We start from the raw sequence: 20,094 nt of genomic DNA on the forward strand, positions 1-20,094 counted from the left end.
ATGGCAACCCAGCCCGACGTGCATCCGGTGGATGCCGACCAAGCCTTTCGCGAGGAGGTGAAGGATTTCCTTGCCCAGCATTTCCCGGCTGAGCTGAAAGGCAAGAGCAACGCGCTGGCATCCGTGGAAGGTCCGACCGACGAAACGCCTGCCCAGAAGGGCTGGCGCGAGGCCGTGGGCGAACGTGGCTGGGGCACGCCCACTTGGCCCAAGGAATATGGCGGTGGCGGTCTGACCCGTGTCCAGTCGCGTATTTTGGACGAGGAGTTTGCCAAGGTCGGAGCTTTCAATCCGATCGGCGGAATGGGCGTGATGATGTTCGGCCCCACGCTGCTGGAATTCGGGAGCGAGGCGCAGAAGAAGGAGCATATCCCCCCCATCTGCCGCGGTGAAATCCGCTGGTGCCAGGGCTACTCCGAACCCAATGCCGGGTCCGATCTCGCTAATTTGCAAACCATGGCGGAGGACAAGGGGGACCATTACCTCGTCAACGGGCAGAAGACGTGGACCAGCGGCGGGCAATGGGCGGACAAGTGCTTCGCCATCGTGCGCACCGACCGCAGCGACAAGCACAAGGGCATCAGCTTCATGTTGATCGACATGGATGCGCCCGGCGTGGAGGTCCGCCCGATCAAGATGATTTCGGGCATGAGCCCGTTTTGCGAGACATTCTTCACCGATGTGAAGGTGCCCAAGGAAAACCTCGTTGGCGAGGAAGGGCAGGGCTGGACCATCGGAAAGCGCCTGCTTCAGCACGAGCGCACGAACCTGTCCGGCGGCGGCAGCCTGGCCCGCATGATGGGTGCGAACCTGTCCGATATCGCCAAGAAGCATTGCGAAACCGATGCGGACGGCAAGCTGGCCGACAAGGTGCTGCGCGACCGTATCGCCGATTTCGAAATCCGCTGGAACAGCTTTCTCCTGACCGCGCGCCGCGCGATGGAGGAAAGCAAGGCGCAGGGTGGGGTTTCCGAAATCAGCTCCGTGCTCAAGAAGCTGGGCACCAAGCTTGGCCAGGAACGGGCCGAAATGCTGATCGAGATCCGCGGGCTGCAGGGCCTGGGCTGGGAAGGCGATGGCTTTTCGGACGGCGAACTAGAGTCAGCGCGTGCCTGGCTCTTCGGGAAGGCCACCACGATCTATGGCGGATCGACCGAGATCCAGAACAACATCATCGCCAAGCGCGTGCTCGGCATGCTGGACCACCAATAAGCTCCGCGAAAAGACGCGGACGAGGGAGATACGGACAATGGCAGTTCTCAGTGAAGAGCAGGAAATGCTGCGCGATATGGCGCGCGAATGGGCGTCGAACGAAAGCCCCGTCGCCGCCTTCAGAAAGCTGCGCAACAGCGACAATCCGGACGGGTTCGATCGCGGCGCATGGAAGACCATGGCCGAAATGGGCTGGACCGGAGTCATCATACCCGAAGCGCACGGCGGTTCGGATTTCGGTTGGCTGTCCATGGGCCTGGTGGCCGAAGAGCTGGGCAAGACACTGACGGCCAGTCCGCTCATAGCCAGCACGGTGGCGGCGAGCGCGATCGTGCTTGGCGGTAGCGAGAAGCAGAAGGCCAAATGGCTGCCCCGGCTAGCCAGCGGCGAAACGATCGCCACGCTGGCAGTGGACGAGGGCCCACGCCACGATCCTGCGACGATCGAGGCCAGCGTTTCGGACGGCAAGCTCAGCGGCACCAAGGCTTTCGTGCCCGAAGCGCACGGCGCGGACCTGTTCGTGGTCGCGGCCGCGGACGGGCTTTATCTGGTGGAAAAGGGCGATGGCGTCTCGCTGTCCGATCGCAAGCTGACCGACCAGCGCAGCCACGCACAGGTGACCTTCGATGGCGCCCCCGCCGACAAGCTGGCTGAGGGAGGCGACGCACTACTGGATGATGTTCTCGACCGGGCGCGGATCCTCGCCTCCTGCGAGATGCTGGGCATGGCGCAGGCGGTGTTCGACAAGACGCTCGATTATCTGAAACAGCGCGTGCAGTTCAACCAGGTGCTCGCCAGCTTCCAGGCGTTGCAGCATCGCATGGCGGATCTTTTCGCCGATCTGGCGATGATGCGTTCCGCCGTGGAGGGCGCTCTGCAGGCGCTCGACAGCGGGTTCGGCGCCTCACGCTCAGCCACCATCGCCAAGGCGGAGGCGAACCGTGTCCTCCACAAGATGGCCAGCGAGGGCATCCAGCTGCACGGCGGGATCGGCATGACCGACGAATACGATGTGGGCTTCTATCTTAAGCGCGCGCGGGTGCTGGAATCGCAGTGGGGCAACAGCGGCTACCTCAAGGACCGGTTCGCCACGCTGAGCAGCTATTGATGGGGATCGAATTGGCGGACGCCGGGGCGCTCGGCTTCGATTCTGAACGGCTGGCGCGGATCGACGGCTTCCTTGCGGAAACCTATGTCGATCCGGGCAAGCTGCCGTGCGCGCAGATCCTGGTCGCGCGCGACGGCAAGCCAGTGCATCATGCCACGCTCGGCTCGCTGCGCGAGGACGGCACGTCCATGCGAGAGGATGCGATCTTCCGCATCGCCAGCATGACCAAGCCGGTGACCTCGGTGGCCTTCATGCAACTGGTGGAACAGGCCAGGGTGGCGCTGGACGATCCGATAGCGCGGGTCCTTCCGGAGCTGGCCGATCTGGGGGTCTATGCGGGCGGCGGCGGGGCAGTTCCCTTTGCGCCCGCCACGCCGACGCGGCCGATCCGCTTCGTCGACCTGCTGACGCATATGTCGGGCCTCACCTATGGCCTTCAGAACCGCACCAGCATCGATGCCGCCTATCGCAAGGTGGAGCTAGACTTCGGGCGAGATCATCATACCAGCGACGAATATCTGCGGCACCTTTCCGGCCTGCCTTTGGAATTCGAGCCGGGCACGGGCTGGAATTACTCCGTCTCCACCGATGTGCTGGGCATCGCGGTAGAACGGCTGTCCGGCATGCGCCTGGGCGAATATTTCAAGGCACATATCTTCGATCCGCTGGGGATGGAGGACACCGCCTTCGGGGTCGCCGCCGAGAGGCAGGATCGCCTGGCCGATGCCTTTGGCTACAGGCCGGGCAACACCCCGCGATGTGTCGATCAGGCCGCCTCCAGCAGGCTGGCCAGCCCGGCGAAATTCCACAGCGGTGGTGGCGGGCTGGTCGGTACAACGGCGGATTATCATCGTTTCTGCAGCATGCTTCTGGGCCGGGGGGCATTGGACGGAGCGCGCATCCTGGCGCCCAAGACGCTGGAGCTTATGACTCGCAACTTCCTGCCGGGCGGGGCCGACCTGGCCTCGGTCAGCCGCAGCCTGTTCTCCGAAACCACAAGTGCGGGATCCGGATTCGGGCTCGGGTTTGCAGTGGTGACGGAGCCGGCCAAGACGCTGATGCCGTCGAGCAAGGGCGAATTCTACTGGGGCGGCGCCTATTCCACGGCCTTCTTCGTGGACCCGATGGAGGGCATCACCATGGTCTTCATGACGCAGCTTTATCCGTCGAGCACTTATCCGGTGCGCAGGCAGCTCAAGACCCTGATCTATTCGGCGCTCGTGGAAAGCCGCGCCTGAGGGCGCGGCAGCAGGTCAATCGAAACTGAAGAGGTCGGGCGTCAGCCGAAGAGGGCGGCGATCAGCCAGGTGATCAGCACCATGATCGACACGCTTCCGCTCCAGACAGCGGCGATCCAGGCTAGCCGCTGCCAACCGGGTAACAAAGTCACATCGTCAAAATTTCGCGTCTCTGCGGCCATTCCTGCTCCCCGAAGCTTATACCCGCGAGCCTGCCAGATAGCCTGCCAGATTTACGGCGCTTTCGATTCGAACATGTCTTGTATCAGGACATTAACCAAAATGTCATTAAGGAAATACACGTGGCGGCTTTAGTTCAGCCACCACCGCAGCAGATAGGCGACCGTGCCCAGCACGGCCACGCTTCCCGACCAGATGGCTGCCATCCACCCCAGCCGCTGCCACAGCGGCGCCTGATCGGCGTGCCTACTCAATGGTACCCCTCGTCCCCAACCTTGCCGCGAAAAACCCAGTAGGCCCAGGCGGTGTAGGCGATGATCAGGGGCATGGTGATGGCGACGCCCACCAGCATGAAGATCTGGCTCCGCTCGGGCGCGGCAGCGTCCCATATGGTGAGCGAGGGCGGCACGACATAGGGCCACATCGTCACCCCCAGCCCCGCCATGCCGAAGAAGAACAGAGCCAGGCTCAGCCAGAAAGGTTTGGAATGTCGTTCTACCGAAAGGGCCCGCAACAGCACCAGCGCGACGATGCCCGTCAGGATCGGCACCGGCGCCGCGAAATAGATCTCGGGCGCGGTGAGCCAGCGAGCGGCGTATTCCGGATTGAGCGAGATGTTGTAGAGGCTCACCCCGCCCATCAGGACGAAGGTCGCCCAGGCGGCCCGCTTGGCCAGCTTGCGGGCGTGGTGCTGGCTTTCGCCCTCGAATTTCCACACCAGCCAGGTTGCGCCTAAAAGGGCGTATCCGGCCACCGTGCCCAGGCCCGTGAGCAGCGTATAGGGCGTAAGCCAGTCGAACCAGCTTCCCGCATAGGCGCGCCCGTCCACCGTGATCCCCTGCAACAGCGCGCCCAGCGTCATGCCCTGCGCGATCGCGGCGACGAAGGATCCGCCGGTGAATGCCGCGTCCCAGAACCTGCGATGCCCCGGATCGCGCCAGCGGAATTCGAACGCCACTCCGCGGAACACCAGCCCCAGCAACATGGCGATGATGAGCGGATAGGTCGCCGGCAGGACGACCGCATAGGCAAGCGGGAAGGCGGCAAACAGACCGCCCCCGCCCAGCACCAGCCAGGTCTCGTTCCCGTCCCACACCGGCGCGATCGAATTCATCGCGCGATCGCGCTCGGGACCGACTTCGAAGGCGGGGAAAAGGATGCCGATGCCAAGGTCGAACCCGTCCATCACGACATAGGCGAAGACGGAGAAGGCGATGATAAACGCCCAGATGGTCGTCAGATCGACATCGACGCTCATGGCGCTGTCTCCGGTTCCTGCTTGTCGCCCGAAAGGTCCCGCGTGCTCCGGTCGGTCGGGTCCTGTGTCGGGCCGGGAGTGATGCCGGCGGTGCGGATCGGACCCTTGTCCCCGCGCTTGACGCCGAATTCGCCGGGATGGGGCGGCTTGTGCATCAGGTGGAGGATATACCACACGCCCGCGCCGAAAACCGCGAAATAGACGATCACGAAGGCAAGCAGTGAGGCGGCGACCGCGGGTGCGTCCAGCGGGCTGGCGGCATCGGCGGTGCGCAGCAATCCATAGATCACGTAAGGCTGGCGGCCCACTTCCGTGGTGATCCATCCGGCGATCACGGCCACGAAGCCCGATGGAGCCATGACCAGCGCTGCCCTGTGAAGGAGGCGCCAGTCGTACAGCCGCTTGCGCCAGCGCGCGAGCAGGCTCCACATGCCGAGTGCCAGCATGGCGAAACCGATCGCGACCATGACCCGGAAGGACCAGAACACGATCCCCACGGGCGGTTGCTCGTCATCGGGAATCGTGTCGAGCCCGGCCAGCGGCGCGTCGAGCGAATGCTTGAGGATCAGCGAGGACAGCTTGGGTATCCCGATAGCATAATCGAGCCGCTGTTCCTTATCGTTCGGAATTCCGAACAGATAGAGCGGCGCGCCATCGGGATGGCTTTCGTAATGGCCTTCCATGGCCATGACTTTGGCGGGCTGGTGCTCCAGCGTGTTGAGGCCCTGCGTATCGCCGGCGAAAATCTGCACCGGCGCCACCAGCGCCGCCATCCACATCGCCATCGAGAACATCTTGCGCGCGTGCGGGTTCGCCTTGTCGCGCAGCAGGTGCCAGGCCCCCACGCCGCCCACCACGAAGGCGGTGGTGAGATAGGCGGCGATCACCGTATGCACCAGGCGATAGGGGAAGCTGGGGTTGAACACGATCGTAAACCAGCTGTCGCCAGGCAGATACTGCCCGTTGGCCCCGATCTCGTAGCCTGCCGGTGTCTGCATCCAGCTGTTGACCGACAGGATCCAGAAGGCCGAGATGAAGGTGCCGAACGCAACCATGCAGGTGGCGGCGAAATGCAGCTTACGCCCCACGCGGTTCATCCCGAACAGCATCACGCCCAGGAAGCCGGCTTCCAGGAAAAACGCGGTCAGAACCTCGTAAGCCATCAGAGGGCCGATTACCGGCCCGGCCACATCGGAGAAGACCGACCAGTTCGTTCCGAACTGGTAGCTCATCACGATGCCCGACACGACGCCCATGGCAAAGGCGATGGCGAAGATCTTGAGCCAGTATTTAAACAGGTCGAGATAGAGCCCCTTGCCTGTCTTCAGCCACAGCCCTTCCAGCACCATCAGATAGCTCGCAAGCCCAATGGAAAATGCGGGAAAGATGAAGTGGAAGCTTACCGTGAAGGCAAACTGGATCCGGGCAAGCAACAGGGCGTTCAAGCCTTCGGGCACGTCGTTTCTCCTGACCGGGCGGGCCTATAGCAGCAATTGGAGGTCGCCGCTGATGCAATTTGCGCAACAGGTCGTGCCCTCCGCCGGGGGAGTCCCCCGCGCACGATAGGCGGGCCGGTCAGATTCTGTATGCTGTCCTACATGCGCTGCAGAAGTTTGCCTGCGCGCTGTTTCCCAAACCGTGGCCCCTTCCGCAGCTTTTTAAAATGACCCGGTCGGCGTAGCCCACCGATGGTCACGGGTCATACCCGCCTTGCGCCCGCCGCGCGTACCGCCTCCAGGTTGGGATAGCCGTTCACTGCCATCAGCAGATCGGCTTCGGCCAGGATGGAGCGCAGCACGTGCGCCGCGCCGCGCGCGCCGCCGATGGCCAGGCCATAGGTATAGGGACGGCCGATGCCGACCGCCGTCGCGCCCAGCGCGATCGCCTTGACGACATCGCTGCCCGAACGAATACCGCTGTCGAACAGCACGGGGACGGAACCCGCGCCCGCTACCACGCCGGGCAGCATATCGATGGCGGCGATCCCGCCATTGGCCTGGCGTCCGCCGTGGTTGGAACAATAGATCGCGTCCACGCCATGGTCGGCGGCTTTGCGCGCATCATCTTCGTGGCAGATGCCCTTCAGGACGATGGGCATGTCGGTGATGTCCCGGAACCAGCCGATGTCGTCCCAGGTCAGGACCTTGCCGAAAGTGGCGGCCCAGGTGCCGATCGCGGTTTCGGGTTCCTCTTGGGGCGGTTTCTCCAGCAGGCTCTGGAACACCGGATCGCTGAAGTAGTTCTCCAGCACCTTGCCGCGAAGTTGCGGGAAATTCGCCGTGTTGAGATCGCGCGGGCGCCATCCGGTGACCCAGGTGTCCAGGGTGATGACCAGCGCCTTGTAGCCGGCCTCCTGCGCCCGAACTATCAGGCTTTCGGCCAGCCCTTCGTGCTTGGGCGTGTAGAGCTGGAAGAAGGCGGGGGTATCGCCGGTGGCCTCCACCACGTCCTCCAACGGGGTGTTCGACAGGGTCGATGCGCAGAACGGCACGCCGGTTTCGGCGGAGGCCTGTGCGGCGGCGAGGTCTCCCTTGCGATCCTGCGTCACTTCTCCGTTGAGACCAATGGGCGCCATGAAGACGGGAGAGGGCAGGCGGATGCCGAACAGATCGATCGACAGGTCGCGCTTGCGGCAGTCGACCATCATGCGCGGCACCATGCCCCATTGGTGGAAGGCGCTGGCGTTGCTTTCCTGCGTGTGCTCGTCCCCGCAGCCGCCCTGCACATAGTTGAGCAGGCCGGGGGACAGCGCCTTCTCCGCGCGTTCCTCCAGCGATGCGAAATCGACGGGGAAGTCGGGCAGGATGCCGTTCAGTCCGCCCGCATAGATCGCGTTCTGCATGTCCCCGTAATGCGCCATGGTCCTCTCCTCTCGCTTATCCGTTGCGGGTGTTGTGCCGCTTTAGAGAGGCGCGGTCCATCCCGCCCGGCGCGCCTACTCCGCTTCGGACTCCGGCTGGCCCACCCAGTATTGCCGGAAGGCCGCACGCGGATCGCTTTCCACCCGCAGGTCTTCGTCGAAGATCATCGTCCTGCGTTCGGGCGGTGAGTAGGGCTTCCACTCGGGCACATTCTCGTTGTTCGGGTCGCCATTCGCCGCGAAGGCCGCCCAGCTCGAAGCGATGGCCGCGGCGAGCGTGTTGGCTTCCCTGCTCGACCCATTCAGCGCGCCGCGGGTGTTGTAGAGACTGGGTGCGACATCGATCCCGTGGACCGCGCCGAAGCGGCCGTCCGCCGCCGGGCTCGGCTGGGTCCATAGATAGGTCCAGACCGGCGCACCGCCCTGTTTCGCCTTCAGTTCGGCCTGTGCGAAGGCGGACTTGCGGAAGGTCAGATCGGACTCCAGCCGAGCGGCCAGCAGGAAGGGGGGCGCCTCCGGATCTTCCTGGCGATAGGCGGCGACTGCGTCTTCCGCCCTGTCGCCCAAGCGTTTGCGGGCAAACTCCGTCAGGCGCGCCTGGTCCATCGAAAAATCACCCATTCGGTAGGCCCGCTCGTCCAGGACGGAGGAGACGATCATCGGCACGTCGGCGGATACGGCTGGCGCGTCGGGGGCCCATGGGTGGCGGGGCAGGGCGATCCCGTCCACCACCGGCGCGAAGGATCGCGGGGCCTCCCCCCTGGCCCGGTCAGCAGCTTCGAGCTTCGCCTGCGTTTCCAGCAGGATCGTCCAGGGCACCTCTTGCAGCTTGCGCACGTCGCCCGGGCCGATCTCCAGCGCATCCATCAGTCTCTTGGCGGTGACGCTTGCCATTTCGGGGGGCATCATGCGCAACGCCGAACCGCTCATGACACCGGCGCGGTGGAAGAGGCCCTTGCCGCCGGGCATCGCCATCAGCACGCTGGTCTTCGCTCCTCCGCCCGACTGGCCATAGACCAGCACGCGCCCAGGATCGCCACCAAACGCACCCACGTTCTCGCGCACCCATCCAAGCGCGGCGACGATATCCTGCATCCCCACAGTGCCCGATGTGGCGAAATCATCCCCGCCGAATTCGGCCAGATGCAGGAAGCCGAACGCGCCGAGGCGATGATTGATCGCGATCACCACGCTGTCGGAAAAGCGCGCCATCGCCTCTCCGTCCATGCCGACCGAATTGCCCGAGCCGGAGTAGAAACCGCCGCCGTGCAGAACCACGATCACTGGCTTCTTCGCGTTCGGATCGAGCCCGGGCGACCAGAGGTTGAGCGACAGATTGTCTTCTCCCATGCCCGAAGGGTTGCGATCGACAAGGATCAGGTCGGCATAGGTATGTCGGCGGTCACCGGGAATTTGCGGCGCCACATCCGTCCAATGCAGGGCATCGCGCACGCCAGCCCAGGGTTCGACCGGCTGGGGCGGCATGAAGCGGTTCACTCCCGAGGTGTCCGCAGCATAGCTGATGCCCTTGAACACTGCGACCCCGCCCGACTGAAGCCCGCGCAGCTTGCCCTGCGCTGTCTCTACCACGGGGAACATCCCGCTGGCCGCGAAGGCAGGCCGCGCCATCGTGGCACTGCCCAGAGCCAATGCGCTGCCGATTGTCTGCCGCCTGGTCATCATCGCTTTTCTCCCTTGTGCCGCGCCACCGACGTGACGGCGCGCCTTGGTTTGACACTAGAACCAATCGCACTTGCGTGTTAAGTCCTTTTTCGTAAATGCGGTATGTCAGCAGGGCGCACACAGCCTTGGTAAAAGCATTTGGTTCAAACACCGGGTTCCCAATCAGGCATCCGGCTGAGTTATTAGGGAGAGGCAGGATTTGCTTGGTTTGCGCCTTTCGCGCCGCAATGCGCTGTCTGGATTGTCGACGATGACGGCGGCCTCGCTTGCCGGACTGGCTGCGCCGGGGCTCTCTCAGGCGACTGGGCGTCTGGTTCCGCGTGTGGACTCGCCCCAGCGCATATGGGCGAAGGCGCATCTGCACGGCCTGATGAACCTCTTCCTCCCCACCTTCCGCGAAGACGGGCGCACGCTGGACGAAGATGCCATCCGCCACGACGTTCGCCATGCGATTGCGCAGGGGTTCTCCGGCACGCTGCCGATGATCAACTGGACACTGCCCGGCGATCCACGCTGGGGGGAATTTCACCGTATCCTGATCGACGAATCGAGGGGCGCGCTTCCCATCCACGGCATCATCGCGAGCGATAAGGTCGAATCGGACCTGACGCTGCTCAGCGCGCTGGAAGACATCGGGGTTGAGCTCGTTCTGCTCGCCTCGACCTACCCGGCAGATAGCAGCGAAACGCAGTTGCACGATCTGATGGCGCGCCGGATAACGGCGACCGAGTTGCCGATCATGCTCTATGCCGCCACCGGAAGACGCGCCTTTCCCACGCTCGGCCCGGCAGGGCAGCCGCTCGACGTCTACGACAGGATCGCCGATCTCGACAACGTGGTCGCGGTCAAGATCTCGCAGCCGGTATCGCTTACGTCCACCGTGCAGCTGTGCCAGCGGCTTGGCGACCGCCTTTCGATGGGCCCGGTGAACCTCGACTTCCTGCCGCTCCTGGCGCGCCATTTCGGCATCGGCTGGAGCGGGCAGTGGAATGCCGAAGCCGTGCAGACGCCTGACCAACAGATCGGCAACCGCTTGCTCGGTGCGTCGGCGACGGGTGATGTGGCGCAGGTCGATGAGCTTGCCCGCCAGATCCAGCCCGCCCTTTCGCACTTCTTCGCAGTGCAGGCCCCGGTGATCCGGGCCGGGGGCCACCCATGGCAGCACAATCGCTATTATCAGTGGCTGTCGGGCGCGAACGGCGGGTTGCTGCCACGCGATCCCCACGCCCCAGAAGGTGCCATTCCGGTGCTGGATGCACAGGCGCGCGCAGCGATGCGGGCTGCCTATCGGGCGTCCGGTCTGGAGCTGACCGACGCGCCGGAGGAGCAATTCGTCGTCGGCCGCGCGGCGTGGGCGCGGGGGGTGCGCGCTTCAGACCTGGCCGATCTGCCGTATTATTCGAAAAACTGAGACAAGAGGGACGAGGAACATGAGCATCCGCAACATCTATGCAGGCTTTGCCGCCGCCGCTGCGCTGGCGCTTTCAGCCTGCGCGACGCCGGGGATGGAGACATCTTCGCAGCAGCTAGCGAGTGCGGCGCCGATACTCGTAACACGATATGGCGCCCTTTCCGGTACGCGCGAAGGCGAGAGCGGAACGGTCCACGTCTTTCGCGGCGTGCGCTACGGCGCCTCAACCGAAGGGCGGCGTTTCCAGACCGCGGCCGAGCCGCAAAGCTGGTCCGGCACGCGTCCCGCCACCTGGTTCGGCAGTGAGTGCCCGCAGATCCCTTCGCCCGATGTGCCCGTATTCCGCTCCTGGGAAAATTCGGTCGGCACCAGCGAGGATTGCCTGTTCCTCAACGTCTGGACCCGTGGCCTCGACGATGGCAAGAAACGCCCGATCATGGTCTGGCTGCACGGCGGCGGCTACGTCACGGGCTCGGGTTCGAGCAACGGTTACGACGGCTCGCGGCTGGCGGAGCGGGGCGATGTGGTCGTCGTCACGCTCAACCACAGGCTCAACGCGCTGGGCTATTCCTACCTCGGCGGACTGAGCGACGACCCGAAATATGCCGATAGCGGGAATCTGGGCAGCCTCGACATCGTCAAGGCGCTCGAATGGGTGCGCGACCATGCGGAGGAGATCGGCGGCGACCCGGATAACGTGACCATCTTCGGCGAGTCCGGCGGGGCCGCCAAGGTTTCCACGCTGATGGCGATGGAGGGTGCGCGGGGCCTGTTTCAGCGCGCGATCGCGCAGTCCGGTTCGATGTCGCTCGCGGGTTTCACTCCGCGCGTCGGCACGCCGCTGGCGAAGGACCTGATGGCGACTGCGGGTGCATCCAGCGTGGAAGAACTGGCAGCGATGCCGATCGAGGATTTCATCGCCGCGATGATGAAGTCGCGCAGCCGGGGTGCCTATTACCGCCCGGTGGTCGACGGGCGCTCGCTCACGCGGCAGCCCTATACTCCTGATGCCAATCCGGTGTCCGCCGACATTCCGCTGCTGGTCGGCACGAACAACAACGAGATGCGCCTGCAAGGCGGCCTGGGCAGCCCGGAGAACTTCGCGCTGACGTGGGAGGAGCTGCCCGCGAAGCTCAAGGCCTTTACCGGCGACGCAGATGTCGAAGAATTGATCGCGGGCATGCGTGCGGCGCACCCCGATTGCGACGCGAGCGACGTGTTCTTCCAGGTGGCTACCTTCCGCAATTATCGCGGCACCGCGCTGTTGCAGGCCGAGCGCAAGAGCGCGCAGGCTGCTCCGGTCTACATGTACCGGCTCGACTGGAAGACCCCGGTCGAAGGCGGGCGGCTGGAAACACCGCACGCGCTCGATATCGCATTCGTCTTCGACAATGTCGCGCGCTCGACCAGCTTTACCGGCCCGGAAACCAGCGAGACCAAGCGGATGGCGGATCTGATGGCCGATGCGTGGATCGCCTTTGCGCGAACCGGCAACCCGAACACACCTGCGCTACCCGCGTGGCCCAGTTACGATGTTCCCGGCCGCGCAACGATGATCTTCGACATCGACCCCCAGGTGGTGCGCGATCCCGATAGCGCAGAGCGCGAACTGCTCCAGCGCCTGCTGCCCGAGGGGCGCGGCATCTAAACCAGAAGCCTTCAAGCGAGCCGGGTTCGCCCCCGGCTCGCTTCGATACGCCGAAAACCTACGATGCAGCTGATGTATCGGCGCTTGGTTCGCCCATCTGCATGATCTCGATCTCGTGGCTCTCGGGTGTGTGGACGAAAGCGATCCGGGCGGGGCCGAAGGTGATCGTCTCGCCCTTCTGCTTCGCTCCAGCGGCTATCGCCCTCGCAAGATCGGCGTCAAGATTGCGCGAGATCATGCCGATCGGGCCATAGCCGTTGCCGGTTTCGATGGTGCGGCCGTCTTTCCAATGAAACAGGACGATCGTGGTCGAACCCTGCTTCCCCGTCATGACGTGTTCTCGGAAGGTGGAGGTATCCACCGTGTCGGCATGTGTCAGGCCGAAGCCGTTCTTGAAGAAACCGGTTGCGGCATCGATATCGGCTACGGTCAGTTTCACGAACGTGAAGGCTGCTGGCTCCTGAGTGCTCACGATGCGTCCTTTCAGATGTGGTTTGATCGGATTGTACAGGGGGCGTCAATTTCTCGAGGCCGACCAATTCTTTGTCTCGCGATGAGGCCTTCGCGGCTCAGCTTCTCGGGCGCATCAGATTTTCCTGCGTGACGCTTGCCACCAGGCGTCCATCCAGATCGTAGAATTGGCCGCTGTTTAGGCCGCGCGCATAGCCTGCCCATGGACTTTCCGAGGCGAAGAGATGCCACCGGCCGAAGTCCGGGGTCTCGTGAAACCACACGGCATGATCAAGCGAGGCGCCCTGCACCTTGTCGCTGCCGGGACGGATGCCATGCGGCAGCATCGCGTTGCGCATGAACATCATATCTGAGGCATAGGAGAGCAGCGCGCGCTGGAGCAGAGGGTCAGCGCCGCTCGCGTCGCGCATGCGCATCCACACCGCCGTTTTCGCTTCGCATCCTTCGATCCCGAGCAATGTATCGGGATCGACAGGTACGATTTCTACGGGGCGCTTTTGCAGGCGGTCGATAATCCGCAGGCTGACGGCTTCCGAATTGGCAGCGCGCCATTCCTCCAGCGCAGCCTTCGCCGCATCGATATCGAGTGAAAAGGGCGGCGGGCTCGAATGGGCATAGCCAGTTTCCCTGACGTGGAAGGACACTGTCATCGAAAAGATCAGTTGATCGCCCTGCTTTCCATCGACCCGGCGCACCGCGAAGCTGCGCCCGGCAGACAGCGTGGTTACCGAATAGCGCACAGGCTCCGCGCTGGAGCCTGCTTTCAGAAAATGGGCATGCAGCGAATGCGGCAGGCGCCCGTTATTCTCTAGCGCGCACGTCGCGAGCAGACCCTGCGCAACCGCCTGGCCGCCGAACAGGCGAGGACCCATCGCAGGCCCGACGGGTCCTTCGAAAATCGCGTCATCGATGGCCTCGACGGCGAGAATTCTGCTCAGATCGACGATGTGCGTCCTCCCCATTTATGGCCATACCCTATATTCAGGATAATTCGATATGGCAAGAACGCATAGGATAAATTGCCAAACTCCAACTTGGAAACGCGCATAGCTTGGGAATTGACACTAGAACAACTAGTGTGAGATAACACGACGAACAGAGAAGGGAGAAGACGATGACGTACACCAAGGGCCGAATCGTAAATGATGCCGATTCGCACACGATGGAAACTCAGGACTGGCTCGCCGACCACCTTGATGGCGAATACAAGGAGATGTATTCGCAGGTTTATTCCAAGCGCGATGGAGGGGACCGGATCGTCAAGATGATCGACGCCGCCAAAGCGCGGAAGAACGATCCCGAAGCGCGCGCCAAGGCGCTGGAAAACCCGATCGAAGGCGCCAAGGGCTGGCTTGGCTATGGCGGGTTCGACAAGGAAGAGCGAGTCGAGGCGCTCGATTGGTTGGGGTTCGAGCGGCAGCTTGTCTTTCCGACCTTCGGCCTAGGCGCGATCACCAAGGCCGAAAGCGACGATCAACGCTATGCCGCAGCCACTGCACTCAACAAGGCTCAGCAGGATTTTTGCGATGCCGATCCCCGCATGGACTGTGTCGCCTTCACTCCGCTCGATGACCCCGAACGCGGTCTGGCCGAGGCCAAGCGGGCGGTCGAGGCTGGCGCGCAGGCGGTGATGTTCAGCGCGGGGCCGGCGGGTGACAAAAGCCCTGGCCACCCGGATCTGGATCCGTTCTGGCAGTTTCTTCAGGATAGCAGCATCCCGTTCATGCTACATATCGGGCCCGGCACGAAGACCCAGCCATCCAAGTTCAGGAACAATGGACGCGAGCGCGCGGCGGATCTGCATGGCGGCGGCGAGAACCTGCGCTTCCCCGACTTCCTCTGCCTGTGGTACGCCCCGCAGGAATTTCTTACCGCGATGGTCTACGATGGCGTCTTCCAGCGCTTCCCCGATCTGCGCGGTGGCGTGATCGAAAGCGGGGCCGGCTGGGTGCCCGAATTCCTGCGCATGCTCGATCACGGCTGGTATTCATTCAACAAGACCGACCAGTACCTGAAGGACATGGACAAACTGCCGTCCGAATACATCAAACGCGCAGTGCGCTTCACGCCGTTCCCCAATGAGGACGTGGGCCGGATGATAAAGGATTCCGCACCCGAGCTTTACCTGTTCTCGAGCGATTATCCTCACCCGGAAGGCACGAAGGATCCCTTCGGCAAGTTCGAAGCCTCACTCGATGGGTTCGACGAGGACGTGAAGGACATGTTCTACCGCACCAACTACGATCACATGATGTACCGCAAGAGCGAGGCGCTGGCCGAAGCCGCGGAATAGCATCCTTTCGGGAAGACGCCGGGGAGTGCATCCGCGCGATGCCCTCCCCGGCTTTGTGAGCAGGTCAGGTCGTTTCGAACCGCATCAGTTCGATGATCGGATCCACACTTTTTGCGCTGTCGAGCCCGTCGCACAGGGTGACCAGCCGGTCGGCCTTTGCCACGCCCAGCACCGGCTCCACCAATTCGTGCGCCTTCTCCTCGACCTCCGCCTTGGACAGAGGGTGCGTGGGGAAGCCCGGCACGAAGGGCACGTAGCGTTCCGTGCGCGTGCCGTCCTTGCGCACCAACGTGACCCGCGCGCTTTCGGTGCGGTCTTCGGCCTCGCCCGTCTCCTGCGCCTCATCCCGCACCACGGTCACCTTGCGTGCGAACGCCTGCGCCGCCTCGTCGTTCGCCTGCCGATCAAGCGATTGGGCGGCGACGAAGTCGAGCTGCCCGTCGAGCATGATGATCGCAGCGAGATGGGGAATGTTAAGCGCGGGCATATTGGCTCGCTCGAAGGTGGCTGCCTCGCCCGGCATGGCTACCGTTATGCTTTCCACTTCGTCCGGTGACACATCTTTGCGAAGGTCCAGCAGTGCGCGCACCGCCGGCTGGGTCGGCCCGCCCACCGGATAGCGTTTCATCGCCGCCAGCGAGAGTTCGTACCTCTCGTTCAGGCCTTCGACCAATGAGGCGTGGTCCGCGCCTTCGCCTTGAAAAGCGCGCCAGCGGAACCATCCGTTTTCGTCGTCGAAGCTGGCGGGCACTCCGGTGAATCCCAGCTTTGCCATCTGCGCAGCCTGCATTCCGTTGCGCGCCCCCATGCCTCCGAACACGAAGGCCTTTTCCACGTGCCTTACATCGAGCAGCCATTGCCACGAGCCGGACGCCTGCTGAGCGCAGTAGGCGAGCATATGATCAACCTCGTCGGGCGAGTGTCCCATCAACGCAGCCGCCGCGGTGGCTGCGCCGAAGGTGGGCGCAATTCCGTGATTGGCGAGCCCGGCGAGATAGAGGTTTCGCGTCCCGATGGCCTTGGGAAGCCTGCCCGCGATCTCGTAACCGGCGACCACCGCGCCGACCAGATCCGAACCGGGCCGATTCTGCGTGCGAGCCGATTCCAGCGCGGTGGGAACGATAGCCGGGCCGGGCTGGACGTAGGCCGAGGGAATGAAGTCGTTTATCTCCGCAGCGTGCGCCGTCATGGCGGAGGCGAACACCGCATCGACCGGTGAGGCGGTCTGGAGGGATGCCAGGATCGGGCTCCCCCCTCCCTGTGACATGGCGGACGCATAATCGCGCCCCAGCTTGGCTGCCTCGAGTGAGTGACAGGCTATGATGGCGGCCAGCGTATCGAGGATATGGAGCCGCGCCCGCTCACGGATGGGTTCGGGCACGGGATGGCGAGCCGCTCCGGAGATATAACTGGTCAGAGCGGGCGTAATCTCGCGCCATTCACTGTCCTTCGGGCTGGTTACGGCGTCTCCGCCTGCTTGTCGCGCAACCAGAGCCGGGGCCGAAATCGCCAGCGCCGCCGTCGCCGACCCTGCCTTTATCAGATGGCGTCGCGTCATGCCTTTATCCGCTTCCTCGTCCACTCTCATACTCCCCGCTGATCACCGTAAAGGTGCAGGCCTATCCACTGACAGTCAAACCAATAGTGATAAATTCGCGTGGCGGCCCCGCACCTATTGCCATTCATCACGGGCGACTGCACAGCACACGCATGGGAGCCACGCCGGTAGAGGGTGATCGCGAGCAGCAGGTACTCGCAGAGGCGGAGGCGTTGATCCTCGAACGGCGCACGCTCGACCTTTCGCTGGGCGAAGTAGCGGACCGCGTCGGAGTCAGCCGAAGTCTTCTGTACGTCTATTTCGACGGCGTGCCGGCAATGGTCGATGCTCTGTTCGGTCAGCATCTTTCCCGCCTGGAGGCGCGTGTTTTCTCCGACCCGGATGGACCGCGACGGTTCGACCGGGATGGCGCGATCGAGGCTTGCGCCGCCTATTTGGACTATCTCGTTAGCAATGGTCCGATTTTGTTATTGATCCTGCGCGAGCGACATCGGGATAGCCCGCTTGGACCCGCAAGCCGGCGAAATTTCCGCAGGCTGCTTCGGCGTGCCGCTCGCGACATATCTCGGCTACTGGGCCTCACGCCGCGTGAAGCGTTCGTCATGATCGAACTGGTCGCCGGAATACCTGAAGCGCTCGCGCGGCTTGCTCGGGAAGGCGAGATCACGAGCGATGTCGCGCACGCGACGTGCCGCCGCTTGACGGCCGCATCGATCGCCGCCTTTATCATCGAGCCGGCGGATTAGGCGGGGGCATCTGCGCGAGGGCTTCATCGCTCACGACGCCTGCCATGACTACGCCCAGACAAATTTCCTCGACCATCGGGAACGGCGCGCGTTTTCCCGCCACGATTCCGCCTGCTTTCAGGCAAACCGCCGCCAGCGCTGCCGTCGATGCCCGCGCGCTCTGCGCGTCCATGCTCCCCCGCCCGACCAGCTGCTGAAGGATGGGCGCGCGCGCTGCGTCGCTCAGTGCCGTGCGCTCTGCCTTCAGCGAGTCCCGGACCTCGGGCATCCGCAGGAGCATCTGCAGAAGCGGCCCTCTCTGTGCAGCCTCGTGCAGATAACCAATGGTCGAAAGCATAACCCGCGTCTGATGGTTGGTACCCTTGGCGGTGCGCCGCCGTCGCCGGGTTTCCTGTAGCGAAATCTCACGCCGTGCGATCGCGACAAGCAGTTCCGTGCGGCCCCCGAAGCAGTTGTGAGCCTGCGTCTCGCTGATACCCGCCATACGCGCTACCCGCCGGATGGTTACGGCAGAAAGCCCCTCTGACAAAGCGATGCGACTTGCCGTTTCAATCAGATTTCGGCGCCGATCTTCGGCCGACATACGGGTGCGACTCCCGGGCGACTGGCGGGTCTGCCGGCGGCCCAGGGCAAAGGTTTCACTGAGCCCGATCGGCGCCGGAGGGAGAGCCGGGCGCGGGTCGCGTGTGGTCGCGCTGCGGGTCCAGTGCGAGCGGGGAGGGCGCGGAATGTCGAGCCGGTCGCAAATCTTGGCGAGGCCATTGCCGGTCAGGCCATAACGCGCGGCGACAACACCCATCGGTTCAGACCAGATGTGTTCGAACAAGTCGGCGCGTGTTGTCTCCATCGCGTTACGCTATTCCCGTGACGGGGGTGTTGTCCACCTGATTGACGGAAGCGCAGTTGGGAAGTTCCTGTGTCGTACCCCATATTCAAATATGCTTGTTGTTAGATCGTAAATGGTCCGCTATGCCGGGGGGATAAGAGGAGGGGAGGCGAATGACTCGAGCGATTATCACTCTGCTACTGGCTACAACCGGATTTGGCGCAGTTCCGCTCAAGGCGCAGATGCCCAAGCCGATCGACCCGGTGACCGTAGAAACTGATGCGGGCACTCTTCGCGGCTCGCGAAAGGGCGGCGTACTGGTTTTTCGAGGTGTGCCTTATGCAGCCGCACCCGTGGGCGAAAATCGCTGGCGACCTCCGCAGCCTGTCGAGGGGTGGGAGGGCGTCCGTGCAGCAACCGCGCACGAACCGCCCTGTGTCCAGCCGGTCGACACCGACACCACCGTCGCGAATTTTGGGGGCGTAAACGGTGCCCAGTCGGAAGACTGCCTTTATCTGACCATTACGGCGCCCGACGGTGCTAAGAACGCCCCGGTGCTGGTTTGGTATCACGGGGGCGCGTTCTTTCTGGGTTCGGGCAGCCTTGGATCCTACGACGGCACGGCCAACGCGCGGAACGGGGTTATAACCGTCAGCGTCAATTACCGGCTCGGTGCGCTGGCCAACTTCGTCCATCCGGCGCTCGATCGAACCAATCCAGATGAGCCCAAGGGCAATTATGCCTTGCAGGATGCCGTCGCGGTACTCGAATGGATCAAGGCGAATATCGGCGCATTCGGGGGTGACGCACAGCGGGTAACCATCGCCGGGCAGTCGGCAGGGGGTGGCATCGTCACCAACCTGCTCTCGCTCCCGTCCGCCAAGGGTTTGTTCGACAAGGCCATCGTCCAGTCCGGCAGCCTGCTGCTGCCCGACCGTCCGAAGGCGGAGGCCGAGCGCATGGCGGTCGAAGCGCTGGAAACGATCGGCATCGGCGCAGACGTGACAGGAGATCAGCTGCGCGGCATTTCGGCGCAGACCTTCGCTGCGTCGGAGCCGTTGCGCGCCGGCTTCTTCTTTACCGCCGACAATACGTTCAAGCCTACTTCGACCATCGCGGCATTGCGGGCGGGCACCGAAGCGGACGTCCCGTTGCTGGTCGGCTCCAACGAGGGTGAAAAGGGCTTTGCCGGCGCACGCACTTTTGCAAGTCTCGCGGGCGACGAAGGTGCGCCTGCGTTTCTCTATCGCTTCGACCATACGCCCGCCTTCCGGACGGCCGAGTGGGCCAACGGCCCCATCCACTCGGCGGAGCTGATGTTCACCTTCGATTCGATCGACCGGTCCAGTTGGGGCGGGGAGCGTGCAGACGAGACCGACCGGGCGTTGGCTGCGAAGGTCAACAGTTGCTGGGTCGCCTTCATCAAGATGGCGCCCGGCGCGCGTTCCTTCGCGTGCGGCAACGGGTTCGTCTGGGAAGCCTACCAGCCCGGCGGAGATGTCGCGCTGATCGAAAGCGGTGGCCTTCGCATGGCCCCTGCCGATGCCCTGCCAGATGGGCCGGAGGAGGCAGGCGCGCCGCGAGAGGAATAAGAGAAGACGA

At 63.7% G+C, this 20,094-nt stretch carries 18 protein-coding genes; 8 read left to right on the top strand and 10 right to left on the bottom strand.

Annotated features, from left to right (window positions below; genetic code table 11):
- The 3 genes from ACFDTG_RS00890 to ACFDTG_RS00900 are packed head-to-tail and all read left to right on the top strand — an operon-like array spanning position 1 to position 3,558.
- A complete protein-coding gene (locus ACFDTG_RS00890) occupies positions 1-1,212 on the top strand; it encodes an acyl-CoA dehydrogenase family protein (RefSeq protein ID WP_375289192.1) in 1,212 nt (403 codons plus the stop codon).
- A 37-nt stretch (positions 1,213-1,249) separates the two neighbouring features.
- Positions 1,250-2,320 (top strand): acyl-CoA dehydrogenase family protein, encoded by a 1,071-nt coding sequence (locus ACFDTG_RS00895; RefSeq protein WP_375289193.1) that lies wholly within the window; start codon positions 1,250-1,252, stop codon positions 2,318-2,320.
- Entirely contained in the window at positions 2,320-3,558 is a 1,239-nt protein-coding gene (locus tag ACFDTG_RS00900; RefSeq protein WP_375289194.1) for a serine hydrolase domain-containing protein, read from the top strand. Before ACFDTG_RS00895 ends, ACFDTG_RS00900 begins: the two co-directional genes overlap by 1 nt.
- 41 nt (positions 3,559-3,599) lie before the next feature.
- On the opposite strand, the gene ACFDTG_RS00905 is transcribed toward ACFDTG_RS00900, so the two are convergent.
- The 6 genes from ACFDTG_RS00905 to ACFDTG_RS00930 all read right to left on the bottom strand — a co-directional run bounded on the left by ACFDTG_RS00905 (position 3,600) and on the right by ACFDTG_RS00930 (position 9,539).
- On the bottom strand, positions 3,600-3,740 hold the full coding sequence (locus ACFDTG_RS00905) for a hypothetical protein (RefSeq protein WP_375289195.1): 141 nt from the start codon (positions 3,738-3,740) through the stop codon (positions 3,600-3,602).
- Positions 3,741-3,869: 129 nt separating this feature from the next.
- A complete protein-coding gene (locus tag ACFDTG_RS00910; RefSeq protein ID WP_375289196.1) occupies positions 3,870-3,992 on the bottom strand; it encodes a DUF2474 domain-containing protein in 123 nt (40 codons plus the stop codon).
- The gene (gene cydB, locus ACFDTG_RS00915; protein ID WP_375289197.1) at positions 3,989-4,996 is read right to left on the bottom strand and encodes a cytochrome d ubiquinol oxidase subunit II; all 1,008 of its coding nucleotides are present in this window, start codon (positions 4,994-4,996) and stop codon (positions 3,989-3,991) included. The genes ACFDTG_RS00910 and cydB overlap by 4 nt, the downstream gene beginning before the upstream one ends.
- On the bottom strand, positions 4,993-6,453 hold the full coding sequence (locus ACFDTG_RS00920) for a cytochrome ubiquinol oxidase subunit I (protein ID WP_375289198.1): 1,461 nt from the start codon (positions 6,451-6,453) through the stop codon (positions 4,993-4,995). Before ACFDTG_RS00920 ends, cydB begins: the two co-directional genes overlap by 4 nt.
- A 242-nt stretch (positions 6,454-6,695) precedes the next feature.
- Positions 6,696-7,856, bottom strand: a complete 1,161-nt coding sequence (locus ACFDTG_RS00925) for an alpha-hydroxy-acid oxidizing protein (RefSeq protein WP_375289199.1) — start codon at positions 7,854-7,856, stop codon at positions 6,696-6,698.
- A 75-nt stretch (positions 7,857-7,931) separates the two neighbouring features.
- Positions 7,932-9,539: a carboxylesterase/lipase family protein gene (locus tag ACFDTG_RS00930; protein WP_375289200.1), complete on the bottom strand. Its 1,608-nt coding sequence runs from the start codon at positions 9,537-9,539 to the stop codon at positions 7,932-7,934.
- Positions 9,540-9,789: 250 nt separating this feature from the next.
- On the opposite strand from ACFDTG_RS00930, the gene ACFDTG_RS00935 reads away from it, so the two are divergent.
- Positions 9,790-10,950: a dihydrodipicolinate synthase family protein gene (locus ACFDTG_RS00935; protein ID WP_375289201.1), complete on the top strand. Its 1,161-nt coding sequence runs from the start codon at positions 9,790-9,792 to the stop codon at positions 10,948-10,950.
- Between the two features lie 19 nt (positions 10,951-10,969).
- Positions 10,970-12,598, top strand: coding sequence for a carboxylesterase/lipase family protein (locus ACFDTG_RS00940; RefSeq protein WP_375289202.1), 1,629 nt, complete (start codon positions 10,970-10,972; stop codon positions 12,596-12,598).
- A 58-nt stretch (positions 12,599-12,656) separates the two neighbouring features.
- On the opposite strand, the gene ACFDTG_RS00945 is transcribed toward ACFDTG_RS00940, so the two are convergent.
- Both ACFDTG_RS00945 and ACFDTG_RS00950 read right to left on the bottom strand, forming a co-directional pair.
- Positions 12,657-13,070, bottom strand: coding sequence for a VOC family protein (locus tag ACFDTG_RS00945; protein WP_375289203.1), 414 nt, complete (start codon positions 13,068-13,070; stop codon positions 12,657-12,659).
- Between the two features lie 97 nt (positions 13,071-13,167).
- Positions 13,168-14,031, bottom strand: coding sequence for an acyl-CoA thioesterase (locus ACFDTG_RS00950; protein WP_375289204.1), 864 nt, complete (start codon positions 14,029-14,031; stop codon positions 13,168-13,170).
- Positions 14,032-14,183: 152 nt separating this feature from the next.
- Here ACFDTG_RS00950 and ACFDTG_RS00955 point away from each other — a divergent pair, with 152 nt between their 5' ends.
- On the top strand, positions 14,184-15,362 hold the full coding sequence (locus tag ACFDTG_RS00955) for an amidohydrolase family protein (protein ID WP_375289205.1): 1,179 nt from the start codon (positions 14,184-14,186) through the stop codon (positions 15,360-15,362).
- A 64-nt stretch (positions 15,363-15,426) separates the two neighbouring features.
- Here ACFDTG_RS00955 and ACFDTG_RS00960 read toward each other — a convergent pair whose 3' ends face one another.
- Positions 15,427-16,920 (bottom strand): MmgE/PrpD family protein, encoded by a 1,494-nt coding sequence (locus ACFDTG_RS00960; RefSeq protein WP_375289206.1) that lies wholly within the window; start codon positions 16,918-16,920, stop codon positions 15,427-15,429.
- 152 nt (positions 16,921-17,072) lie between these two features.
- On the opposite strand from ACFDTG_RS00960, the gene ACFDTG_RS00965 reads away from it, so the two are divergent.
- Positions 17,073-17,666: a TetR/AcrR family transcriptional regulator gene (locus tag ACFDTG_RS00965; RefSeq protein ID WP_375289207.1), complete on the top strand. Its 594-nt coding sequence runs from the start codon at positions 17,073-17,075 to the stop codon at positions 17,664-17,666.
- Here ACFDTG_RS00965 and ACFDTG_RS00970 read toward each other — a convergent pair.
- A complete protein-coding gene (locus ACFDTG_RS00970; RefSeq protein ID WP_375289208.1) occupies positions 17,647-18,513 on the bottom strand; it encodes a TetR/AcrR family transcriptional regulator in 867 nt (288 codons plus the stop codon). The genes ACFDTG_RS00965 and ACFDTG_RS00970 overlap by 20 nt on opposite strands.
- A 152-nt stretch (positions 18,514-18,665) precedes the next feature.
- On the opposite strand from ACFDTG_RS00970, the gene ACFDTG_RS00975 reads away from it, so the two are divergent.
- Complete coding sequence (locus ACFDTG_RS00975) at positions 18,666-20,084, top strand: carboxylesterase/lipase family protein (RefSeq protein WP_375289209.1); 1,419 nt, start codon at positions 18,666-18,668, stop codon at positions 20,082-20,084.
- The last annotated feature ends 10 nt before the right edge of the window (positions 20,085-20,094 follow it).

The sequence above is a fragment of the Qipengyuania sp. genome, from assembly GCF_042095715.1.
Classification (GTDB): domain Bacteria; phylum Pseudomonadota; class Alphaproteobacteria; order Sphingomonadales; family Sphingomonadaceae; genus Qipengyuania.

What these genes read in the sequence shown, in the direction of transcription:
- ACFDTG_RS00965 (WP_375289207.1), top strand. Translation starts at nt 17,073, where the DNA reads ATGGGAGCCACGCCGGTAGAGGGTGATCGCGAGCAGCAGGTACTCGCA.
- ACFDTG_RS00900 (WP_375289194.1), top strand. Translation starts at nt 2,320, where the DNA reads ATGGGGATCGAATTGGCGGACGCCGGGGCGCTCGGCTTCGATTCTGAA.
- ACFDTG_RS00890 (WP_375289192.1), top strand. Translation starts at nt 1, where the DNA reads ATGGCAACCCAGCCCGACGTGCATCCGGTGGATGCCGACCAAGCCTTT.
- ACFDTG_RS00925 (WP_375289199.1), bottom strand. Translation starts at nt 7,856, where the DNA reads ATGGCGCATTACGGGGACATGCAGAACGCGATCTATGCGGGCGGACTG.
- ACFDTG_RS00895 (WP_375289193.1), top strand. Translation starts at nt 1,250, where the DNA reads ATGGCAGTTCTCAGTGAAGAGCAGGAAATGCTGCGCGATATGGCGCGC.
- ACFDTG_RS00905 (WP_375289195.1), bottom strand. Translation starts at nt 3,740, where the DNA reads ATGGCCGCAGAGACGCGAAATTTTGACGATGTGACTTTGTTACCCGGT.
- ACFDTG_RS00970 (WP_375289208.1), bottom strand. Translation starts at nt 18,513, where the DNA reads ATGGAGACAACACGCGCCGACTTGTTCGAACACATCTGGTCTGAACCG.
- ACFDTG_RS00930 (WP_375289200.1), bottom strand. Translation starts at nt 9,539, where the DNA reads ATGATGACCAGGCGGCAGACAATCGGCAGCGCATTGGCTCTGGGCAGT.
- ACFDTG_RS00960 (WP_375289206.1), bottom strand. Translation starts at nt 16,920, where the DNA reads ATGACGCGACGCCATCTGATAAAGGCAGGGTCGGCGACGGCGGCGCTG.
- ACFDTG_RS00935 (WP_375289201.1), top strand. Translation starts at nt 9,790, where the DNA reads ATGACGGCGGCCTCGCTTGCCGGACTGGCTGCGCCGGGGCTCTCTCAG.
- ACFDTG_RS00975 (WP_375289209.1), top strand. Translation starts at nt 18,666, where the DNA reads ATGACTCGAGCGATTATCACTCTGCTACTGGCTACAACCGGATTTGGC.
- ACFDTG_RS00950 (WP_375289204.1), bottom strand. Translation starts at nt 14,031, where the DNA reads ATGGGGAGGACGCACATCGTCGATCTGAGCAGAATTCTCGCCGTCGAG.
- cydB (WP_375289197.1), bottom strand. Translation starts at nt 4,996, where the DNA reads ATGAGCGTCGATGTCGATCTGACGACCATCTGGGCGTTTATCATCGCC.
- ACFDTG_RS00955 (WP_375289205.1), top strand. Translation starts at nt 14,184, where the DNA reads ATGACGTACACCAAGGGCCGAATCGTAAATGATGCCGATTCGCACACG.
- ACFDTG_RS00940 (WP_375289202.1), top strand. Translation starts at nt 10,970, where the DNA reads ATGAGCATCCGCAACATCTATGCAGGCTTTGCCGCCGCCGCTGCGCTG.